The following is an 18,634-nucleotide window of genomic DNA, read 5'->3' as shown; positions in this document are numbered from 1 at the left end:
CGCGACCGCAGGGCCGCAGGCTGGACTCCGACAGTCCACGCAACCGAGACAGCCGTGAGGTGCACGCCATGCCACTGCTGAGCCAGATCACCGGGCCCGCCGACCTCAGACGACTGCACACCGGGCAGCTGCCGATCCTCGCCGACGAGATCCGCGACTTCCTGATCGACGCGGTCACCCGCACCGGCGGCCACCTCGGCCCGAACCTCGGCGTGGTGGAGCTCAGCATCGCCCTGCACCGGGTCTTCGACTCCCCGCACGACCGGATCCTCTGGGACACCGGCCACCAGGCGTACGTGCACAAGCTGCTCACCGGCCGTCAGGACTTCTCCCGGCTGCGCGCCAAGGACGGGCTCTCCGGCTACCCCTCGCGCGCCGAGTCCCCGCACGACCTGATCGAGAACTCGCACGCCTCCACCGCGCTCGGCTACGCCGACGGCATCGCCAAGGCCAACCAGCTGCTCGGCGTGGACCGCTGCACCGTCGCGGTGATCGGCGACGGCGCGCTCACCGGCGGCATGGCCTGGGAGGCGCTCAACAACATCGCCGAGGCGCAGGACCGCCCGCTGGTCATCGTGGTCAACGACAACGAGCGCTCCTACGCCCGCACCATCGGCGGCCTCGCCCACCACCTGGCCACCCTGCGCACCACCCGCGGCTACGAGCGCTTCCTGTCCTGGGGCAAGGACGCCCTGCAGCGCACCCCCGTGGTCGGCCCGCCGCTGTTCGACGCGCTGCACGGCGCCAAGAAGGGCTTCAAGGACGCTTTCGCGCCGCAGGGCATGTTCGAGGACCTGGGCCTGAAGTACCTCGGCCCGATCGACGGCCACGACATTGCCGCCGTCGAACAGGCGCTGCGCCAGGCCCGGCACTTCGGCGGCCCGGTCATCGTGCACTGCCTGACCGTCAAGGGCCGCGGCTACCGGCCCGCCGAGCAGGACGAGGCCGACCGCTTCCACGCCGTGAACCCGATCGACCCGTACACCTGCCTGCCGATCTCCCCGTCCGCGGGGGTCTCCTGGACCTCCGCCTTCGGCCAGGAGATGCTCGCCATCGGCGCGGAGCGGCCGGACGTGGTCGGGGTGACCGCGGCGATGCTGCAGCCGGTCGGACTCGGGCCGTTCGCGCGGGCGTACCCCGACCGGATCTACGACGTCGGGATCGCCGAGCAGCACGCGGTGGCCTCCGCCGCGGGCCTGGCCACCGGCGGTTTGCACCCGGTGGTCGCGGTGTACGCCACCTTCCTCAACCGGGCCTTCGACCAGGTCCTGATGGACGTCGCGCTGCACCGGCTCGGCGTCACCTTCGTGCTCGACCGGGCCGGGGTGACCGGGAACGACGGGGCCTCGCACAACGGCATGTGGGACCTGTCGATCCTGCAGGTCGTCCCCGGGCTGCGGCTGGCCGCCCCGCGCGACGCCGACCGGCTGCGCGAACAGCTCCGGGAGGCCGTCCAGGTCACCGACGCGCCCACCGTGCTGCGCTTCCCGAAGGGTGAACTCGGGCCCGCGGTACCGGCGTTGGAGCGGATCGGCGGCATCGACGTGCTGGCCCGCACCGGGCCCAGCCCGGACGTCCTGCTGGTCGCCGTCGGCGCGATGGCCCCCGCCTGCCTGGACGCCGCCGCGCTGCTCGCCGCCGAGGGGATCACCGCCACCGTGGTCGACCCGCGCTGGGTCAAGCCGATCGACCCGCAGCTGGTCACGCTGACCGCCGCCCACCGGATGGTGGTCACCGTCGAGGACGGCGGCCGCACCGGCGGCGTCGGCGCCGCCCTCGCCCAGGCCATGCGCGACGCCGAGGTGGACGTCCCGCTGCGCGACCTCGGCATCCCGCAGGAGTTCCTGGCGCACGCCTCGCGCGGTGAGATCCTCGAGGAAGTCGGACTCACCGGCACCGGCGTCGCCGCCCAGACCGCCGCCTACGCCCGCCGCCTGCTGCCCGGCACGCGGAGCGGCGCCGAGGAGTACCGGCCTCGGGTGCCGCGCAAGTGACCGACCCAAGGAGCGAACCAGCGTGACCCAGGCCGAACCGCTCGACCTCGCCGCCCTGCTCGACGCCCGGGGCGGCGAACGCTACGAACTGCACGCCCGCTACCTCAACCCGCAGCAGCCGCGGATGCTGCACACCATCGGCTTCGACCGGTACTACGAGCGCGCCGCGGGCCCGTACTTCTACGACGCCGAGGGCAACGAGTACCTGGACATGCTGGCCGGGTTCGGCATCTTCGCGCTCGGCCGGCACCACCCCGCCGTCCGGGCGACCATCGAGCAGGTGATGCGGCTGGAGACGGCCGACCTGACCCGCTTCGACTGCTCGCCGCTGCCCGGCCTGCTCGCCGAGCAGCTGATCGCGCACGCGCCGGGCCTGGACCGGGTGTTCTTCGGCAACAGCGGCACCGAGGCGGTCGAGACGGCGCTGAAGTTCGCCCGGTACGCCACCGGCCGGCGGCGGGTGCTGTACTGCGACCACGCCTTCCACGGGCTGACCGCGGGCTCGCTGTCGGTCAACGGCGAGGGCGGCTTCCGCAAGGGCTTCGACCCGCTGCTGCCGGACACCGCGATCCCGCTCGGCGACCTGGACGCGCTGCGGCGCGAGCTGAAGAAGGGCGACGTCGCGGCGCTGATCGTGGAGCCGATCCAGGGCAAGGGCGTGCTGGCCCCGCCGCCCGGCTGGCTGGCCGCCGCCCAGGCCCTGCTGCACGAACACAAGGCCCTGCTGATCTGCGACGAGGTGCAGACCGGCGTCGGCCGCACCGGCACCTTCTTCGCCTACCAGGCGGAGGAGGGCGTCCAGCCCGACCTGGTCTGCGCGGCGAAGGCGCTGTCCGGCGGCTACGTCCCGATCGGGGCGACCCTCGGCAAGTCGTGGATCTTCGAGAGGGTGTACTCCTCGATGGACCGCGTGCTGGTGCACTCCGCCAGCTTCGGCTCCAACGCCCAGGCGATGGCGGCGGGCCTGGCCACCCTGCACGTGATGCGGCAGGAGGGCGTGGTGGAGAACGCCGCCAGGATCGGCGAGCTGTTCCGCTCCCGGCTGGCCGCGCTGACCGACCGGTACGAGCTGCTGGCCGAGGTGCGCGGCCGCGGGCTGATGATCGGCATCGAGTTCGGCCGGCCCAGGTCGCTGAAGCTGCGCACCGGCTGGACGGCGCTGCAGGCCGCCCGCAAGGGCCTGTTCGCGCAGATGGTCGTGGTCCCGCTGCTGCAGCGGCACCGGATCCTCACCCAGGTCTCCGGCGACCATCTGGAAGTGATCAAGCTGATCCCGCCCCTGATCATCACCGAGAAGGAGGTCGACCGCTTCGTCGACGCCTTCACCGAGGTGATGGACGAGGCCCACCGCGGCAGCGGCCTGATGTGGGACTTCGGCCGCACCCTGGTCAAGCAGGCGGTCGGCAGTCGTTAGAGCTCGGTCCGGCGGCGGCGGACCACCACCCACAGGTCGGCCGCCGCCACCACCGTCAGCACGCCGCAGCCGACCGCGAAGACGGTCAGCGTCCCGCTGCTGGGCGCGCCGTCCGGCGCGGCGAGTGCCGCCCAGACCGCGAAGCCGGCGGTGCACAGGGCGAAGAACGGCAGGAACAGCACCGACAGCAGGAACCGGAGCTTCAGATCGCTGCGCGCGGTGGCCGGCTCCGTCCCGCTCCGCCACGTCCTGGGCGTCCTGGCGCGCCGCATCGCACACCGCCTCCCGCTGTCGTCGGCCTACTCTTTCAGCGTAGGACCGGTGGCAAGCGGGAGGCGGCGATGGACGACGTACTGGCGGACTACCTGGGACTGCCGGAGGAGCCGGCCCGCGCACTGGCGGCCGAACGGGGCTGGCGGACGGTGCGGGTGCTGGCCCCCGGCGAGCTGGTGACCATGGAGTACCGGTCCGACCGGCTCAACCTGACCGTCCGGGACGGCGAGGTCGAACGGGCCTGGGCGGCCTGAGGGCGGACCGGCAGCGGGGTGGTCGTCCACGACGGCCGGGCCGGCTCCCGGCGCGGCCGGGCGGCCGCGGGGCGGGCCGCGTCGCGTTCGCGGTGCCAGATCTCGGTGATCCGCTCGTTCAGCGCGGCCACCGCCGGCTCGGCCAGCGGGAGCGAGAGCAGCACCAGCGCCCCGGCCGCCCAGCCCGCGAGGACGTCCGAGATCCAGTGGGTGCCCAGGTAGACCGTGGTCAGTCCGATGGAGGCGGCGGTCAGCCCGGCCAGCACCGCGCCGGTCCGGCGCCAGCGGACCGCCAGGTAGGCCAGCACCCCCCAGGTGACCACCGCGTTGGCGGTGTGCCCGGAAGGGAAGATGGTCCCGCCGGAGAAGAGCTCCGGCGAGCCCACGTAGTGCGCGTAGTGCGGCCCGAGCCGCCCGGTGATGATCTTGACCGCGCCGACCGTGACGTTGAGCAGTAACAGCGCCATCCCCATCACCAGCAGCGGCCGCGCCGAGTGGGTCCGGTAGCAGCGCCAGCCCAGCCACAGGCAGGCCGCGATGGCGGTCGGCCCGCGCTGCCCGGCGACCACCCAGATGTCCAGGTACGGCAGCGCCTCCGGCCAGCGCCGGTACGGGCGCAGCTGCTGCAGCGCCCAGTCCAGGTCGACCAGCGGGGAGTCGTAGAGGATGGCGACCACCACGGCCAGGTACACCAGCCCGGTCAGGCCGAAGAGCACGGCGTGCCGTCGGCTGATCGGCGGAAGGACGGAATCGGTCACGGAAGTGGCGGATTCGCGGTCGGATTGGACCGGAACCGTGCACACGGTGGTCGATATCCGCTTCTCGAGGGATTCGGGCATGGCTGGCACGGTTCGACATTACCGGCTGCCCCCGGGCGGACCGGCTGATTCCGGGCACTTGTCACCCGCCGGTGACCCGTTGTCCGCAGCATCCACATAACGGCAGCTCACGGGCGGTACGGTGGCGCGGCAATCGCCGCACGAGTGGGCGAAATCACGCCCCCGGGGGCGCATCCGCGCGCCGTATTCCGCAGGTTTCTCCAATTGCCCTACGGGTAGTGCGCACGCGAAAGGGGCGGTCGATTTCCGGTGACGCAGGTCACTTCCGGGAAATCGGCCGCCCCTTCGAAGGGTGGCGCAGGGGTCAGGGCAGCAGCCGCTCGACGGCCACCGCGCCCTCCGTCTCCAGCTGTCGCCTGGCCTTCTCGATGAGCTCCGGCGTGGGGGTGCGGCCCGAGGCCATCACCAGGTCCTCGGGGTCGACGGGGTGCTCGGCCCCGGTGTGCAGCAGGTTGTCCGGCGTCGGCATGGAGTCGCTGTCCGTGGGTCCGGTCATCAAGAACCTCCGTGGATGGAGCACCGGAAGGGCCGTCGCGGCCCTTCCGTTCGGGCGCCCGCCGCCGGTCGGACGGCGGGAGGACTGCAAGTCGAGTGTGACCCCGGCCGCCGTCCCTCCGCACCACGAGGGCCGCGACGCGCCGGGATCAGTCCAGCGGGCCGCCCGCCACGTAGATCACCTGGCCGGAGACGAAGCCGGCGCCCTCGGAGGCGAGGAAGGAGATGGTGTGCGCGATGTCCTCCGGCACGCCGACCCGCGCCACCGGGATCGCGGTGGCCGCCGCCTGCTTGAAGGCCTCGAACTCCATGCCCACCCGGGCGGCGGTGGCCGCGGTCATGTCGGTCGCGATGAAGCCCGGGGCGACCGCGTTGGCGGTGATGCCGAACTTGCCGAGCTCGATCGCCAGGGTCTTGGTGAAGCCCTGCAGGCCGGCCTTGGCCGCCGAGTAGTTGGCCTGGCCGCGGTTGCCCTGCGCGGAGGAGGAGGAGAGGTTGACGATCCGGCCGAAGCCGGCGTCCACCATGTGCTTCTGCACCGCGCGGGTCATCAGGAAGGCGCCCTTGAGGTGCACGTTCATGACGGTGTCCCAGTCCGACTCGGACATCTTGAACAGCAGGTTGTCGCGGAGCACGCCCGCGTTGTTCACCAGCACCACCGGCGTGCCCAGCTCGGCGGCGATCCGGTCGACCGCCGCCTGCACCTGCTCGGCGTCCGACACGTCCGCGCCGACCGCCAGTGCCCGTCCGCCCGCCGCCTCGATCGCGTCGACGGTGCCCTTGGCGGTGGACTCCTCCAGGTCGACCACCGCGACCGCGTAGCCGTCGGCGGCGAGCCGCAGGGCGGTGGCCGCCCCGATCCCACGCGCCGCACCCGTCACCACGGCCACCCGGACCGGGGCGTCGGCGGTCACGGACGTGCTCTGCTCGGTCATCTTCGTACTCGTCTCTCTCGAAGTCGGACGACGGGACCGGCCACGTGCCGGCGACCCGCGAATGAGAATCAGGGGTTGCGCTGCGCGCTGCGGGCGTCACCCTACCGGCGGGTAGCGTTCCGGGCCAGAGTGCAGCGCCGCAGGTGACAGAGGGTGAGGTAGGGCTGCGGCCGAGCGGGTGATGTGACCCCGACATACGAGAGAAATATGCCAACTTCACCGAACCTGCGACTACTATCTGCCCCTACCTGCCAGCGCAGGCCGACCGTTTGTATAGTGTGCGCCAGCAGCCACCGGCTGCACGGCTGGCGCGTCCTCCCTCACAGCGGGATGCTCACTCGCCGTTACTGCCCCGCTCGGGTGTCCCACACACCCCGAGCGTGACACCGGGACGGATTTCATGGTGCTGGGGGAGATCCCGACGACCCGCGTGCCCGGCCGACTGCAGCAGTCGCCCGGTCACCTCATCCGCGTGGCCCAGCAGGTGCACACCCGCTTGTGGTCCGAATACGTCGGTACCGAGCTGACGGCTCCGCAGTTCGCGGTGCTGCTGGTACTGGCGTTGGAGCCCGGAGCCGACCAGCGCACGGTCGGCGAACGGGCCTCGCTCGACAAGGCCACGATGGCCGAAATGGTTGCCCGGCTGGTCCGGCGGGGCCTGGTGCTCCGCCGCCGCGACCCCGCCGACGGCCGCCGCAAGCTGCTGGCGCTCTCGCAGAGCGGCGCTCAGGCCGTCCGCGAGGCCACCGGCGGCGTGGTCCGCGTCCAGCGGACCCTGTTCGAACCGCTCAGCCCCGACGAACAGTTGGAGGTCGTCCGGGTGATGTCCCGGATAGCCAGGCTGGAGCCGGCCGCGGTCGCCGTCATGAACGACGCCCGGCCGACGCTGGACGCCCAGCGCGCCATCGGCTACCTCATCCGGGTGGCCCAGCAGGTGCACACCAAGCTCTGGTCGGAGAAGGTCGGCAACGAGCTGACGGCTCCTCAGTACGCGGTGCTGGACGCGCTGGAGACCGAGCCGGGCGCGGACCAGCGCACGGTCGGCGAACTGGCCTCGCTGGACAAGGCGACGATGGCCGAGATGGTCAGCCGGCTGGTCCGGCGCGGCCTGGTGCTGCGCCGTCGCGACCCCTCGGACGGGCGCCGCAACCTGCTCTCGCTCTCCCCGACCGGCCAGGAGCTGCTGCACCGCTCCACCGCCGGGGTCCGCGAGGTCCAGGAGGCGCTGCTCGCCCCGCTGGAGCCGCACGAGCACGCGTCGGCGCTGGCGCTGCTCGCGAAGGCGGCACGGCTGTAACGATTCTGCATCGCGCCGCCCGGCGGTTCGGGGGGCGACCGTGATCCGGGTGGCAACGCGGCACCGCCCGGAACGCGCCGGAGCGGGCCGACACCTGACAGGGTGTCGGCCCGCTCCGGTGTGCTGCGGGGGTTCTTGGCGCCGGATCAGTTCCAGTCGAAGCCGGCCGGGTCCGGGCCGATCCGCTTGCCGGTGGCGATCCCGGCGATGGCGGCCAGGTCCGCGGCGTCCAGCTCGAAGCCGGTGACGTCCAGGTTCTCCCGGATCCGGGCCGGGGTGACCGACTTCGGGATGGCGATGACGCCGCTCTGCAGGTGCCAGCGCAGCACCACCTGGGCGGCCGTGCGGCCGTGCTTCGCGGCGATCTCCAGCAGCGCGGGCTCGGCCAGCAGGTCACGGCCCTGGCCCAGCGGGCTCCACGCCTCGGTGGCGATGCCGTGCGCGGCGTGCAGCGCGCGCAGCTCCTCCTGCGGGAAGTACGGGTGCAGCTCGATCTGGTTCAGCGCCGGCACCACGTCGGTCTCCTTGAGCAGCAGCTCGAGGTCCGGGACGCGGAAGTTGGAGACGCCGATCGCGCGGACCCGGCCCTCGGCGTGCAGCTGCTCGAAGGCGCGCCAGATGTTCAGGAAGCTGTCGCCGTGCATCGGGCGCGGCCAGTGGATCAGGTACAGGTCCAGCTGGTCGACGCCGAGCTTGCCGAGCGACTCGTCGAACGCGCGCAGCACGCGGTCGCGGCCCTGCTCGCCGTTCCAGTCGAGGGTGCCGGAGTTCCACAGCTTGGTGGTGAGGAACAGCTCGGCGCGGTCGACGCCTGCCTCGGCCACGGCCTGACCGGTGCCCGCCTCGTTCTCGTAGATCGCGGCGGTGTCGATGGAGCGGTAGCCGGCCTCGATCGCGGTGCGCACCGCGGGGACGGCCTCCGCGTCCGGCACCTGCCAGACGCCGAAGCCGAGCTGCGGGATCTCCACGCCGTTGTTGAGCGTGATCGAGGGGATTGCGGGAGTGCTGGTCACGGGAAGGGGTGCCCTTCGGTTGTGCTGGTTGTTTCCAAGAGGCGGCCAACCCGGGTCGGCAATGGCCTATTCCCGGTCGGGAGAAAATCCCCGGATCGGATGAACCGTGACAGGGCCGACTCCCGCACCGGGCCGATCTGTCGGAAAACCTGTTGCGTGCGTCACATTCCGGCGGTCAGGCTCCCCATCATGACGAGCTGACACCCCCGCGCCGCTGCGCCGCCGCCCGCCCCGGCCCCCCTCCGCGACTCCGCTCCCCGGCCGCCTCCGCCCGCCGCGGAGCCCGTCCGTCCACGGCACCGCCGTCCCCGACCCGCCCCGCCGCGCCCCCACCCAGCGCGGCAGGCCGTCGCCGCCTGCCCCGACTCACCCCCGCAACGGAGCGACCATGCCGCTCAGGCCCCTCCCGCTGCCCGATCCCGGCAGCCCCGACCTCACCTCCCCGCTGGCGTTCCTGCGCTGGCTCCAACGCAGCCAACGCCGCGGGCAGTTGCTCGCCACCCTGTGGAGCCTGCTGGAACTCGGCTGCCTGGCCGCCCTCCCGGTGGCGATCGGCCGGGGCGTCCAGGCCGTGGTCGACGGCGACCCGGGCGCGCTGCTCGCCGCCGGCGGGCTCGCCCTGCTGCTCTCCGCCTGCCAGGCCGGGATGACGGTGCTGCTGCACCGCCAGGTGGTCTGGAACTGGATCCAGGCCGCGTCCCAGGTCCGGCAGCTGGTGGCCCGTCAGGCCTCCCGGCTGGGCTCCGGGCTGACCAGCCGGATCGCCACCGGCGAGATCGTCGCCGTCTCCAGCGGCGACGTGGAGAAGATCGGCTGGTACGTCGAGCTCACCGCCCGGCTGTACGGCGCGGTGCTCGCCTGGCTCGGCGTCAGCCTGGTGGTGCTGTTCTGGCAGCCCGGCCTCGGTCTCGCCGTCCTGCTCGGCGTGCCGGTGCTGGCCGCCGCGGTCTGGCCGCTGCTCGGCCCGTTCGAGCGGCGGTACACCGAGCAGCGCGCGCTCGGCGGCAAGGCGTCCGAGCTGGCCGCCGACACGGTGGCCGGGCTGCGGGTGCTGCGCGGCATCGGCGGCGAGGAGCTCTTCCTGGAGCGCTACCGCACCGCCTCGCAGAAGGTCCGCACCGCCGCCGTGCGCACCGCCCGCACCTGGGCGCTGATGCAGTCCCAGGAGGTGCTGCTGCCAGGCCTGTTCGTCATCGGTGTCACCTGGTACGGCGCACACCTCGCGCTCAGCGGCCGGATCGGGGTCGGCGAGCTGATCTCGGTCTACGGCGCGACGGCCTTCCTGGCCGCGCCGCTGCGGGTGCTGGGCGAGGCCGCGCACGCCTGGAGCGTGGCGCGGGTCTCGGCGGGCCGCGCGGTGCGGGTGCTGTCGCTGCAGCGGTCCTCGGCCGATCCGACACGAACGGAGGGTGACGGAGCGTCAGCATCGCCCGACGCCTCGTCGGAGCTGCTGGCCCGCGCAGACAGGTCCGACCTGCACGACCCGAGCAGCAGGCTCACCGCCCGGGCCGGACTGCTGACCGCCGTGGTGTGCGGCGATCCGGACGTGGCGGGCGAGTTGGCCGCCCGGCTGGGCGGGCAACCGGCGCTCGCCGAGGGCGCGCAGCCCGTGGCCTCCGCGCGGCTCGGAGGTCTGGAGCTGGACGCGGTGTCGTTGGCGGCGGCCAGGGCGGCCGTCCTGGTGCACGACAAGGAGCCGGTGCTGCTCTCGGGCTCGCTCGCCGAGCTGCTGGACGTGCCGCGCTCCGGCCGGGTCGGCACCGCGGAGGCGCTGGCCGCCGCCCGGGCCGAGGACGCGCTGGAGGCCCTGGTCGACGGCTCGCCCGAGTGCGCGGGCGACCCGATGGCGGCCAGGATCACCGAGCGCGGCCGCTCCCTCTCCGGCGGCCAGCGCCAGCGCCTGGCCCTGGCCCGCTCGCTGGTCGCCGACCCGCCCGTACTCGTCCTCGACGAGCCCACCAGCGCGGTCGACGCCCACACCGAGTCCCGCATCGCCGTCAACCTCCGCAAGCTCCGGGGCGGCCGCACCACGGTCGTGTTCGCCACCAGTCCGCTGCTGCTCGACCAGGCGGACGCGGTGCTGCTGGTCCAGGACGGCGCGGTGGTGGCCACCGGCACCCACCGCTCCCTGATGGCCCAGGACGGGCGCTACCGGGCGATCGTCACCCGCGAGGAGGCGGCGGCTGACGATCCGTCAGCTGCCGCCTCCGAGCCCGCGCTGCCCGCACCGACCGTCCCCCTGTTCCCGACCGCCCCGATCACCCCGACCGCTCCCGGAGGCTGCGCATGACGCCCACCCCCGTCCGCGGAACGTCACCCGCCGCCGCCCGCCGCCGGGTCCACCCGACCTGCCCGACCCACCCGACTCGTCCGAGGAGCGTGCTGTGAAGCCCCCCATGATCAAGGAGCAGGGGCCGGCGACCACCCTGCCGGTCGGTTCGACCCGCGCGGTACGGGAGTACGGGCGGATGCTGGCGCGGCGTCACCGGCGCGGGCTGGCCGGTGTGGTGGCGCTGCACGGGACGGCCACCGTCGCCGGGCTGGTCGGGCCCGCGCTGCTGGGGTCGCTGGTGGAGTCGCTGTCCACCGGCGGCGGGGGCGGGCAGATCGCCGCCGCGGTCGGCTGGTACCTGGCGGCGCTGCTGGTGCAGACGCTGTTCACCGGGCTGTCGCTGCTGCGCGGCAGCATCCTCGGCGAGGAGGTGCTGGCCGACCTGCGGGAGGACTTCCTGGTCCGCTCGGTCGCGCTGCCGCTCGGCGTCCTGGAGCGGGCCGGCACCGGCGACCTGGTCTCCCGCGGCACCACCGACATCGACCGGCTGGCCCGCTCGATCCGCGACGCGGTGCCCGAACTCGTGGTCGCGACGGTCTCGGTGGTGCTGGTGCTCGGCGCGCTGGTGGTCACTTCGCCGCTGCTGGCCGCCACCGCCGTGTTCGGCCTCCCGCTGCTGCTGATCACCTCCCGCTGGTACTTCCGGCGGGCCCCGGAGTCCTACCGCCACGAGTCGGCGGGGTACGCGGCGGTGAACACGGCGCTGGCCGAGACGGTCGACGCCGGCCGGACGGTCGAGACGCTGCGCCTCGGCGACCAGCGGGTGGCGCTGACGGACCGGAAGATCCGCGAGTGGATCCAGTGGGAGCGCTACACCCTGTGGCTGCGCAGCATCTGGTTCCCGACGGTGGACGGCACCTACGCGCTGGCGGTGCTCGGCACCCTGGTGCTGGGCGGGCTGTTCGCGATCCACGGCTGGATCACCCCCGGCCGCCTCACCACCGGGGTGCTGTACGCGCAGGCGCTGGTCCACCCGGTGTCGCGCCTCCTGCGCTGGTACGACGAGCTGCAGATCGGGCAGACCTCGCTGGCCCGGCTGGTCGGGGTGCGGGAGGTCGCCGAGCCGGACACCGACGAGGCGCTGCGGCCGGACGGCCGCCGGGTCGAGGCGGTCGACGTGAGCTTCGGCTACCGCGAGGGCACCGACGTGCTGCGCGAGATCACGCTGGAGGTGGAGCCGGGCAGCCGGGTCGCGCTGGTCGGCCCGTCGGGCGCGGGCAAGTCCACGCTCGGGCGGCTGCTGGCCGGGATCTACGCCCCGGGCCGCGGCCGGGTCACCCTCGGCGGGGCGCAGCTGTCCCGGATGCCCGCCGAGCGGGTGCGCACCGAGGTGGCGCTGGTCAACCAGGAGCACCACGTCTTCGTCGGCACCCTGCGCGACAACCTGCGGCTGGCCAGGGCGGAGGCCGACGACACCGAGCTGCGCGCCGCGCTCACCGCGGTGGACGCCGACGAGTGGGCGGACGCGCTGCCGGACGGGCTGGACACCGAGGTCGGCTCCGGCGGCGCGGCACTGACGCCCGCTCAGGCGCAGCAGCTCGCGCTGGCCCGGCTGGTGCTGGCCGACCCGCACACCCTGGTGCTGGACGAGGCGACCTCGCTGCTCGACCCGCGGGCGGCCCGGCACCTGGAGCGCTCGCTCTCCCGGGTGCTGGCGGGCCGCACGGTGGTGGCGATCGCGCACCGGCTGCACACCGCGCACGACGCCGACGTGATCGCGGTGGTCGAGCAGGGCCGGATCACCGAGTACGGCCCGCACCCGGAGCTGGTCGCCTCGGGCGGTCCGTACGCGGCGCTGTGGCGGTCCTGGCGGGACGAACGGTAGCCGCACCGGCCCGGGCGGCTGCTGACCCGGCGACGGTCAGCGGCCGCCCGGGCCGCCGCCGGTGGCGCGGACGGGTGAATGGGGCCCGGGCGGCGGGGGTGGCGCGGGCGGCGGGCGGCGGGGCGGGCGCAGACTGCGGTGGTGACCAAGACATCCGGTGGTTTCCAGTCAGGCTCCGGTCAGCGCAGTGAGATCGCGGGCATCCCGACCCGGTACCTCGCGATCGGCGCGATCACGGTGTTGGCGATCTGGTTCCTGTTCGCCAACCTGGAACGGGTGAAGATCCAGTTCTGGGTGTTCACCGTCACCAGCCCGCTGTGGATCGCGCTGCTGGCGACGCTGCTGGCCGGCATGGCACTGGGCTGGCTGCTGAAGGGGCGGCGCAGCAAGTGACGGTCCCGCAGGAGGCGGCGGGCTTCGCGCCGCTGATCGAGCTGCGCGCGGTCAACAAGCACTTCGGCGAGTTGCACGTGCTGCGGGACATCGACCTGACGGTGGGGCGCGGCGAGGTCGTGGTGGTGATCGGGCCGTCCGGATCGGGGAAGTCCACGCTGTGCCGGGCGATCAACCGGCTGGAGCCGGTGGAGAGCGGCAGCATCCGGATCGACGGCGAGCCGCTGCCCGCGGAGGGCAAGGGCCTGGCGAAGCTGCGGGCCGAGGTGGGGATGGTCTTCCAGTCCTTCAACCTGTTCGCGCACAAGACGGTGCTGCAGAACGTGACGCTGGCTCAGATCAAGGTCCGCGGGCGGGGCCGGGCGGAGGCCGAGACGAAGGGCCGGGCGCTGCTGGAGCGGGTGGGGCTGTCGGCGCACGCGGAGAAGTACCCGGCGCAGCTGTCCGGCGGCCAGCAGCAGCGGGTGGCGATCGCCCGGGCGCTGGCGATGGACCCCAAGGCGCTGCTGTTCGACGAGCCGACCTCCGCCCTCGACCCCGAGATGATCAACGAGGTGCTGGAGGTGATGCGCTCGCTGGCCGCCGAGGGGATGACGATGGTGGTGGTCACCCACGAGATGGGCTTCGCCCGGGCCTCCGCCAACCGCGTGGTGTTCATGGCAGACGGGCGGATCGTCGAGGACCGCGTCCCCGAGGAGTTCTTCGCGAACCCGCGCAGCGAGCGGGCCAGGGACTTCCTGTCCAAGATCCTGAAGCACTGAGGCGGCGCGGTGAGACGGTACGTACTGCCGGCGCTGGCGCTGCTCGCCGTGCTGGCCGGCTGCGGCAAGGAGGGCACCCCGCCGCCGAAGGGCCCGCAGCCCAGCGCCCTGCCCAGCTACCAGGTCCGGAGCAGCGACACGGTCAGCGGCTCGCCGACCCTGGACGCGGCCCGGGCACGCGGCCACCTGGTCGTCGGCGCCAAGGAGGACCAGCCGTACCTGGGGCAGAAGAATCCGGCGACCGGCGTCTACTCCGGCTTCGACATCGAGATCGCCAAGATGGTCGGCGCCGACCTCGGCTTCCCGCCCGACCGGATCGAGTTCCGCACGATCGCCTCGGCCAACCGGGAGACGGCGCTGCAGAACGGCCAGGTCGACTACTACGTCGGCACCTACACCATCAACGACAACCGCAAGAAGCTGGTCGGCTTCGCGGGCCCGTACTTCATCGCCGGGCAGAGCCTGCTGGTCCGGCACAACGAGGACAAGATCAACGGGCCGCAGGACCTGGCCGGGCGCAAGGTCTGCTCGGCGGCCGGGTCCACCCCCTTCCAGCGGATCCAGAAGGACTACCCGAAGGCGAAGCTGATCGGCTACGACACCTATTCGGCCTGCGTGGACAACCTGATCAGCAGTCAGGTCGACGCGGTGACCACCGACAACGCGATCCTGCAGGGCTACGCGGCGAAGGTCCCGGACGAGTTGAAGATCGCCGGGCAGCCGTTCTCCACCGAGCCGTACGGCATCGGGGTGCCCAAGGGCGACACCGTGCTGCGCCTCGCGCTGGACGACGCACTCCAGCGGCACGAGGCGAACGGCGACTGGAGGAAGGCGTACGACGCCACCCTCGGCCTGTCCGGGGTGCCGGCGCCGCAGCCGCCCCCGATCGACCGGTACCAGTAGGGAGGCGGCGCATGAAGGTCCTGGTCGACAACTGGTCCACCTACTGGCACGGCTTCCTCGGGACGCTCTGGCTGACCCTGGTCAGCGCGGCGCTGGCGCTGGTGCTCGGGGTGGTGACGGCGGGCTTCCGGGTCTCGCCGGTGCGGCCGCTGCGGGCGTTCGGCACCGGGTGGGTGACGGTGCTGCGCAACACCCCGCTGACGCTGCTGTTCTTCATCGTGGTGCTGGGCCTGCCGCGCTTCGACATCACGCTGCCGTTCTTCACCTTCGCCGTGCTGGCGCTGGGCTGCTACACCTCGGCGTTCGTCTGCGAGGTGCTGCGCTCCGGGGTGAACACGGTGCCGGCCGGGCAGGGCGAGGCGGCCCGCAGCCTGGGCATGACGTTCAGTCAGACGCTGTCCGTGGTGGTGCTGCCGCAGGCGTACCGCTCGGTGGTCGCGCCACTGGGCAGTGTGATGATCGCGCTGGCGAAGAACACCGCGATCGCCGGCTCGTTCAGCGTGGTCGAGCTGCTCGGCACCTACCGGACCATCAACGAACTGGGCTACAGCATCGTCTGGACCTTCGTCTGGATCGCGGTCGGCTACCTGATCATCACCCTGGCGATCAGCGCCCTGTTCAACCTGCTGGAGCGACGGGTGGCGGTGTCCCGATGACGGTGGAGTCCTCCGCGCTGTACGACGTCCCCGGCCCCAAGGCGCTGGCCCGGCACCGGCTGTACGGGGTGGCGGCGCTGCTGGCGATCGCCGCGCTGGTCGGCTGGGTGGTCTACATGCTGTTCCACACCGACCAGTTCACCTACGAGAAGTGGACGCCCTTCCAGTACAAGGGCGTTCAGCGGCTGCTGCTGCACGGCCTCGGCAACACCCTGAAGGCCTTCGGCTGGACGGTCCTGTTCGCGCTCCCCTTCGGCGCGCTGTTCGCCGCCGGCCGGCTCTCCGACCACCGGGCGGTGCGCTGGGTGTCCACCGTGGTGGTGGAGTTCTTCCGGGCCATGCCGCTGCTGGTGATGATCTTCTTCATCTTCGTCGCGCTCAAGGTCGAACCGCTGTGGGCCCTGGTCGCCGGACTCACCCTCTACAACGGCTCGGTGCTGGCCGAGGTGTTCCGGGCCGGCGTGCTGGCCGTGCCCCGCGGACAGAAGGAGGCGGCGTACGCGCTGGGCATGCGCAAGACCCAGGTCATGGCGTACGTGCTGGTGCCGCAGGCGAACCGGGCGATGCTGCCGACCATCGTCAGCCAGCTGGTGGTCGCGCTGAAGGACACCTCGCTGGGCTTCCTGATCACCTATGAGGAGTTCCTGCACGCCGGGAAGTTGATCGCCACCAACCTCGACTACGACCTGCCGTTCATCCCGGTGGTCATGGTCATCGCGCCGATCTACATCGGGATGTGTCTGCTGCTCTCCTGGCTGGCCAAGTGGCTGGAGCGGCGCGGTCGGCGCAGCCCCAAGGTGAAGGGCGGCGCGCCGGTCGCCGAGGTCGGCCCGGTGGTGGATGCCCAGGGGTAGCACCACCGATCGGCTAGGGTCGGATGGTCTACGACCGATGCCATCAGGAGGTCCCGGATGTCCGTGCTGCCGAGCCGCGAGGACCTGGCCGAGGCCGAACTGATCGACCGTCGGGACGGCCCGTACGGCGAGGTGGCGCTGCGACGTCGCGGGGCGCACTTCGAGATCATCGCCAACGGGTGCTTCCTGATGGACACCGCCGACGGGCGCTCCGAACGGTTACTGGTGCAGGCCGCACTGGACGAGTTGGCCGTCGAGCGGCCGAGCGTGCTGATCGGCGGACTCGGCGTCGGCTTCTCGCTGGCGTACGCCGTCGCCGAGCCGCGCTGGTCGCGGATCGCCGTGGTGGAGCGCGAGGGCGCGATCATCGACTGGCACCGCACCGGCCCGCTCGCCGCCGTCTCCGCCGGGGCGCTGGCCGACCCCCGGGTCGAGGTGCTGCACGCCGACCTGCTCGCCCACCTCGCCGCGCCCGGCGCGCGCTACGACGCGCTCTGCCTCGACATCGACAACGGCCCGGACTGGACCGTCACCGAGGACAACTCCGGCCTGTACGGCCCGGCCGGCCTGGCCGCCGCAGCCGAGCGCCTCCACGCCGGCGGGGTCCTCGCGGTGTGGAGCGCCCGGCCCTCCGCCGCCTTCGAACAGGCGCTGCGGGACGCCGGGTTCGGCGGGGTGCGCACCGAGGAGGTCGCGGTGGAGCGCGGCGCACCGGACGTCGTCCACCTGGCCCGCCGAACCTGACGCCACGTCAAGCCGACGCCGCGGCCCCTTCACCGGTCGGAGTCCTCGGGTTGGTGGTGCGGGGCCTGCTTGCGTACGGTGCGCCACCGGGAGCGCGTCTGTTCGACGATGGCGTCCCACTGGCGGCGGACCTCGTCCTGGGACGGCCGTCGGCCGTGGCGGATCCGGACGAGCTCCTCGCGCACCTCGCGCCCCAGGGCCGCCGACGCGACGAGCAGGATCATGGCGCCGAACAGGACCGACGCCATCCCGAAGACCGCGCCCGCCGCGCCGTAGTGCGAGGCGTAGGAGTTGAACAGGCGGGGCAGGTAGACGGTCGCGACCACCGAATAGGCCGCGGTCAGGACGGCGGCGCAGAGCGCGAAGGGGAGCAGGACCGTCGCGGTGAGCCGCTTCGCGGAGAGGAGCCGGCCGCTCAGGGTGAGGAAGGCCGCGGTGACCGGCACTTCGCACACCGCGGCCGCCAGTCCGAGGCGTCCGCCGCCCAGGGTCACGTAGAGCCACCCGATCACCGCGCTGTAGAAGCTGAGCGCGCAGACCCACCACAGGCCGTTGCGGGTGTTGCGCACACCGAGCGGCTTCAGTTCCCAGGTCTGCTCGAACAACCGCTGCATGGTCCGGGAGAAGCTCAGCACCGAGATCGCCAGGAAGACCGTCCCGAACGCGCCGACACCGGCACTCGCCGCCTCACCGGAGAACACCGTCCGGACCGCCTCGGCACCCCCGCCGGTGAGCCCGTAGCGGTTGATGATCCGGTCCGCGGCCTCACCGCCGAAGACCGCGCTGCTCAGCACCGCGAGCGGGATGAGAGCGGTCAGCGCGCCGGAGGCCAGGGCCATCGCGCGGTCGAAGCCCGCGATCCGCTGGAAGCGGCCGACGACACGCAGCACGAACGCCGGACGCAGCCAGAACGTCAGCGTTCTGATCACCCGCGCACGGTTGATTCCCGACGTACTGTCCTCCGCCGATCAGGGGTGAGGGTGGCGAAGCGAGCTTAGGGGATCCCCGGATCCACCGGCCGTCCGACACGTGGTGCCGTGCTCCGGGCACCTGACGGGGCCCGGAGCGGCGCTGACGCGTCGTCAGCCGAACGGCCTCGCTGCGGGCGGGGCCGACGGCGCGGGCGGCGGGGCGGCGGAGGGGGTGGCGGGCGGCGGGCTGGTCTGGGCGAAGGGGTTGAAGTCGGCCGGGGGGACGTGGACCCAGGTGCCCTTGCCGGGGAGGTCGTCGTCCTCGGCGGCGGCCGGAGCGGCGGCCTGGGTCGGCGGGGCCGGGGGTGCGAAGGGGTTGAAGTCCGGCGGGGGAACCTTCACCCAAGTGCCCTTGCCGGGAAGGGCGTTGTCGTCCTCGTCCGCGGCGGGCGGGGGCGGGGTCATGGGCGGGGTGGTCGGCTTCGGGGGGATCACGGGGGCCGAGCCGAGCGTGGTGCCGAACGGGTCGGGGGGCTCGACCGAGATCACCGTTCCGAACGGGTCGGCGTTGGCCGGACGCGCCGGAGCGACGGGTGCCGGTGCCGCGGCGGGTGCGGTGGCGGCCGGGGTGGCGGGCGGCGGAGTGGTCTGGGCGAAGGGGTTGAAGTCGGCCGGGGGGACGTGGACCCAGGTGCCCTTGCCGGGGAGGTCGTCGTCCTCGGCGGCGGCCGGAGCGGCGGC

The 18,634-nt window shown here is 72.9% G+C and carries 17 protein-coding genes and 2 pseudogenes; 12 read left to right on the top strand and 7 right to left on the bottom strand.

Annotated elements, in window-relative coordinates; genetic code table 11:
* Positions 1 to 68: 68 nt before the first annotated feature.
* Both dxs and AB0K51_RS16195 read left to right on the top strand, forming a co-directional pair.
* Positions 69 to 1,994 carry a 1-deoxy-D-xylulose-5-phosphate synthase gene (gene dxs / locus AB0K51_RS16200; protein ID WP_363454975.1) on the top strand — a complete coding sequence of 642 codons (1,926 nt, stop codon included), beginning with the start codon at positions 69 to 71 and terminating at the stop codon, positions 1,992 to 1,994.
* A 22-nt stretch (positions 1,995 to 2,016) separates the two neighbouring features.
* The gene (locus AB0K51_RS16195; protein ID WP_363454972.1) at positions 2,017 to 3,408 is read left to right on the top strand and encodes an aspartate aminotransferase family protein; all 1,392 of its coding nucleotides are present in this window, start codon (positions 2,017 to 2,019) and stop codon (positions 3,406 to 3,408) included.
* Here AB0K51_RS16195 and AB0K51_RS16190 read toward each other — a convergent pair.
* Positions 3,405 to 3,680, bottom strand: coding sequence for a DUF6343 family protein (locus AB0K51_RS16190; RefSeq protein ID WP_363454969.1), 276 nt, complete (start codon positions 3,678 to 3,680; stop codon positions 3,405 to 3,407). The genes AB0K51_RS16195 and AB0K51_RS16190 overlap by 4 nt on opposite strands.
* Before the next feature lie 69 nt (positions 3,681 to 3,749).
* Here AB0K51_RS16190 and AB0K51_RS16185 point away from each other — a divergent pair, with 69 nt between their 5' ends.
* Entirely contained in the window at positions 3,750 to 3,935 is a 186-nt protein-coding gene (locus AB0K51_RS16185) for an I78 family peptidase inhibitor (RefSeq protein WP_363454966.1), read from the top strand.
* 164 nt (positions 3,936 to 4,099) lie between these two features.
* Here AB0K51_RS16185 and AB0K51_RS16180 read toward each other — a convergent pair.
* From AB0K51_RS16180 to fabG, 3 genes and pseudogenes are all read right to left on the bottom strand, one after another.
* Positions 4,100 to 4,408 (bottom strand): annotated as a pseudogene (locus tag AB0K51_RS16180) (phosphatase PAP2 family protein); the annotation flags it as partial.
* 670 nt (positions 4,409 to 5,078) lie between these two features.
* Positions 5,079 to 5,270 (bottom strand): hypothetical protein, encoded by a 192-nt coding sequence (locus tag AB0K51_RS16175; protein ID WP_363454963.1) that lies wholly within the window; start codon positions 5,268 to 5,270, stop codon positions 5,079 to 5,081.
* Between the two features lie 148 nt (positions 5,271 to 5,418).
* Positions 5,419 to 6,204, bottom strand: coding sequence for a 3-oxoacyl-ACP reductase FabG (gene fabG, locus AB0K51_RS16170; protein ID WP_363454960.1), 786 nt, complete (start codon positions 6,202 to 6,204; stop codon positions 5,419 to 5,421).
* Positions 6,205 to 6,700: 496 nt separating this feature from the next.
* On the opposite strand from fabG, the gene AB0K51_RS16165 reads away from it, so the two are divergent.
* Positions 6,701 to 7,501 carry a MarR family winged helix-turn-helix transcriptional regulator gene (locus AB0K51_RS16165; RefSeq protein ID WP_363454957.1) on the top strand — a complete coding sequence of 267 codons (801 nt, stop codon included), beginning with the start codon at positions 6,701 to 6,703 and terminating at the stop codon, positions 7,499 to 7,501.
* A gap of 146 nt (positions 7,502 to 7,647) precedes the next feature.
* Here AB0K51_RS16165 and AB0K51_RS16160 read toward each other — a convergent pair whose 3' ends face one another.
* Positions 7,648 to 8,514, bottom strand: a complete 867-nt coding sequence (locus AB0K51_RS16160; protein ID WP_363454954.1) for an aldo/keto reductase — start codon at positions 8,512 to 8,514, stop codon at positions 7,648 to 7,650.
* A 388-nt stretch (positions 8,515 to 8,902) separates the two neighbouring features.
* Here AB0K51_RS16160 and AB0K51_RS16155 point away from each other — a divergent pair, with 388 nt between their 5' ends.
* From AB0K51_RS16155 to AB0K51_RS16120, 8 genes are all read left to right on the top strand, one after another.
* Complete coding sequence (locus AB0K51_RS16155; protein WP_363454951.1) at positions 8,903 to 10,804, top strand: ABC transporter ATP-binding protein; 1,902 nt, start codon at positions 8,903 to 8,905, stop codon at positions 10,802 to 10,804.
* Positions 10,805 to 10,910: 106 nt separating this feature from the next.
* Complete coding sequence (locus tag AB0K51_RS16150) at positions 10,911 to 12,671, top strand: ABC transporter ATP-binding protein (RefSeq protein ID WP_363455118.1); 1,761 nt, start codon at positions 10,911 to 10,913, stop codon at positions 12,669 to 12,671.
* Positions 12,672 to 12,812: 141 nt separating this feature from the next.
* A complete protein-coding gene (locus AB0K51_RS16145; RefSeq protein WP_363454949.1) occupies positions 12,813 to 13,064 on the top strand; it encodes a LapA family protein in 252 nt (83 codons plus the stop codon).
* Positions 13,061 to 13,825, top strand: coding sequence for an amino acid ABC transporter ATP-binding protein (locus AB0K51_RS16140; RefSeq protein ID WP_363454946.1), 765 nt, complete (start codon positions 13,061 to 13,063; stop codon positions 13,823 to 13,825). Before AB0K51_RS16145 ends, AB0K51_RS16140 begins: the two co-directional genes overlap by 4 nt.
* A 9-nt stretch (positions 13,826 to 13,834) precedes the next feature.
* Positions 13,835 to 14,728, top strand: coding sequence for a glutamate ABC transporter substrate-binding protein (locus tag AB0K51_RS16135; protein ID WP_363454943.1), 894 nt, complete (start codon positions 13,835 to 13,837; stop codon positions 14,726 to 14,728).
* Positions 14,729 to 14,739: 11 nt separating this feature from the next.
* On the top strand, positions 14,740 to 15,384 hold the full coding sequence (locus tag AB0K51_RS16130) for an amino acid ABC transporter permease (protein WP_363454940.1): 645 nt from the start codon (positions 14,740 to 14,742) through the stop codon (positions 15,382 to 15,384).
* Positions 15,381 to 16,238 carry an amino acid ABC transporter permease gene (locus tag AB0K51_RS16125; protein ID WP_363454937.1) on the top strand — a complete coding sequence of 286 codons (858 nt, stop codon included), beginning with the start codon at positions 15,381 to 15,383 and terminating at the stop codon, positions 16,236 to 16,238. The genes AB0K51_RS16130 and AB0K51_RS16125 overlap by 4 nt, the downstream gene beginning before the upstream one ends.
* A 57-nt stretch (positions 16,239 to 16,295) precedes the next feature.
* Complete coding sequence (locus AB0K51_RS16120) at positions 16,296 to 16,982, top strand: spermidine synthase (RefSeq protein ID WP_363454934.1); 687 nt, start codon at positions 16,296 to 16,298, stop codon at positions 16,980 to 16,982.
* A 29-nt stretch (positions 16,983 to 17,011) separates the two neighbouring features.
* Here AB0K51_RS16120 and AB0K51_RS16115 read toward each other — a convergent pair whose 3' ends face one another.
* Together AB0K51_RS16115 and AB0K51_RS16110 are read right to left on the bottom strand one after the other, a co-directional pair.
* A complete protein-coding gene (locus tag AB0K51_RS16115; RefSeq protein WP_363454932.1) occupies positions 17,012 to 17,911 on the bottom strand; it encodes a hypothetical protein in 900 nt (299 codons plus the stop codon).
* 153 nt (positions 17,912 to 18,064) lie between these two features.
* Positions 18,065 to 18,634, bottom strand: a pseudogene (locus AB0K51_RS16110) (hypothetical protein); the annotation flags it as partial.

Origin of the sequence: Kitasatospora sp. NPDC049285 (genome assembly GCF_040678815.1) — a bacterium.
Taxonomy (GTDB): Bacteria; Actinomycetota; Actinomycetes; order Streptomycetales; family Streptomycetaceae; genus Kitasatospora.
The sequence above is the reverse complement of the archived record's forward strand: the minus strand, read 5'-3'. Positions and strand labels throughout refer to the sequence as shown.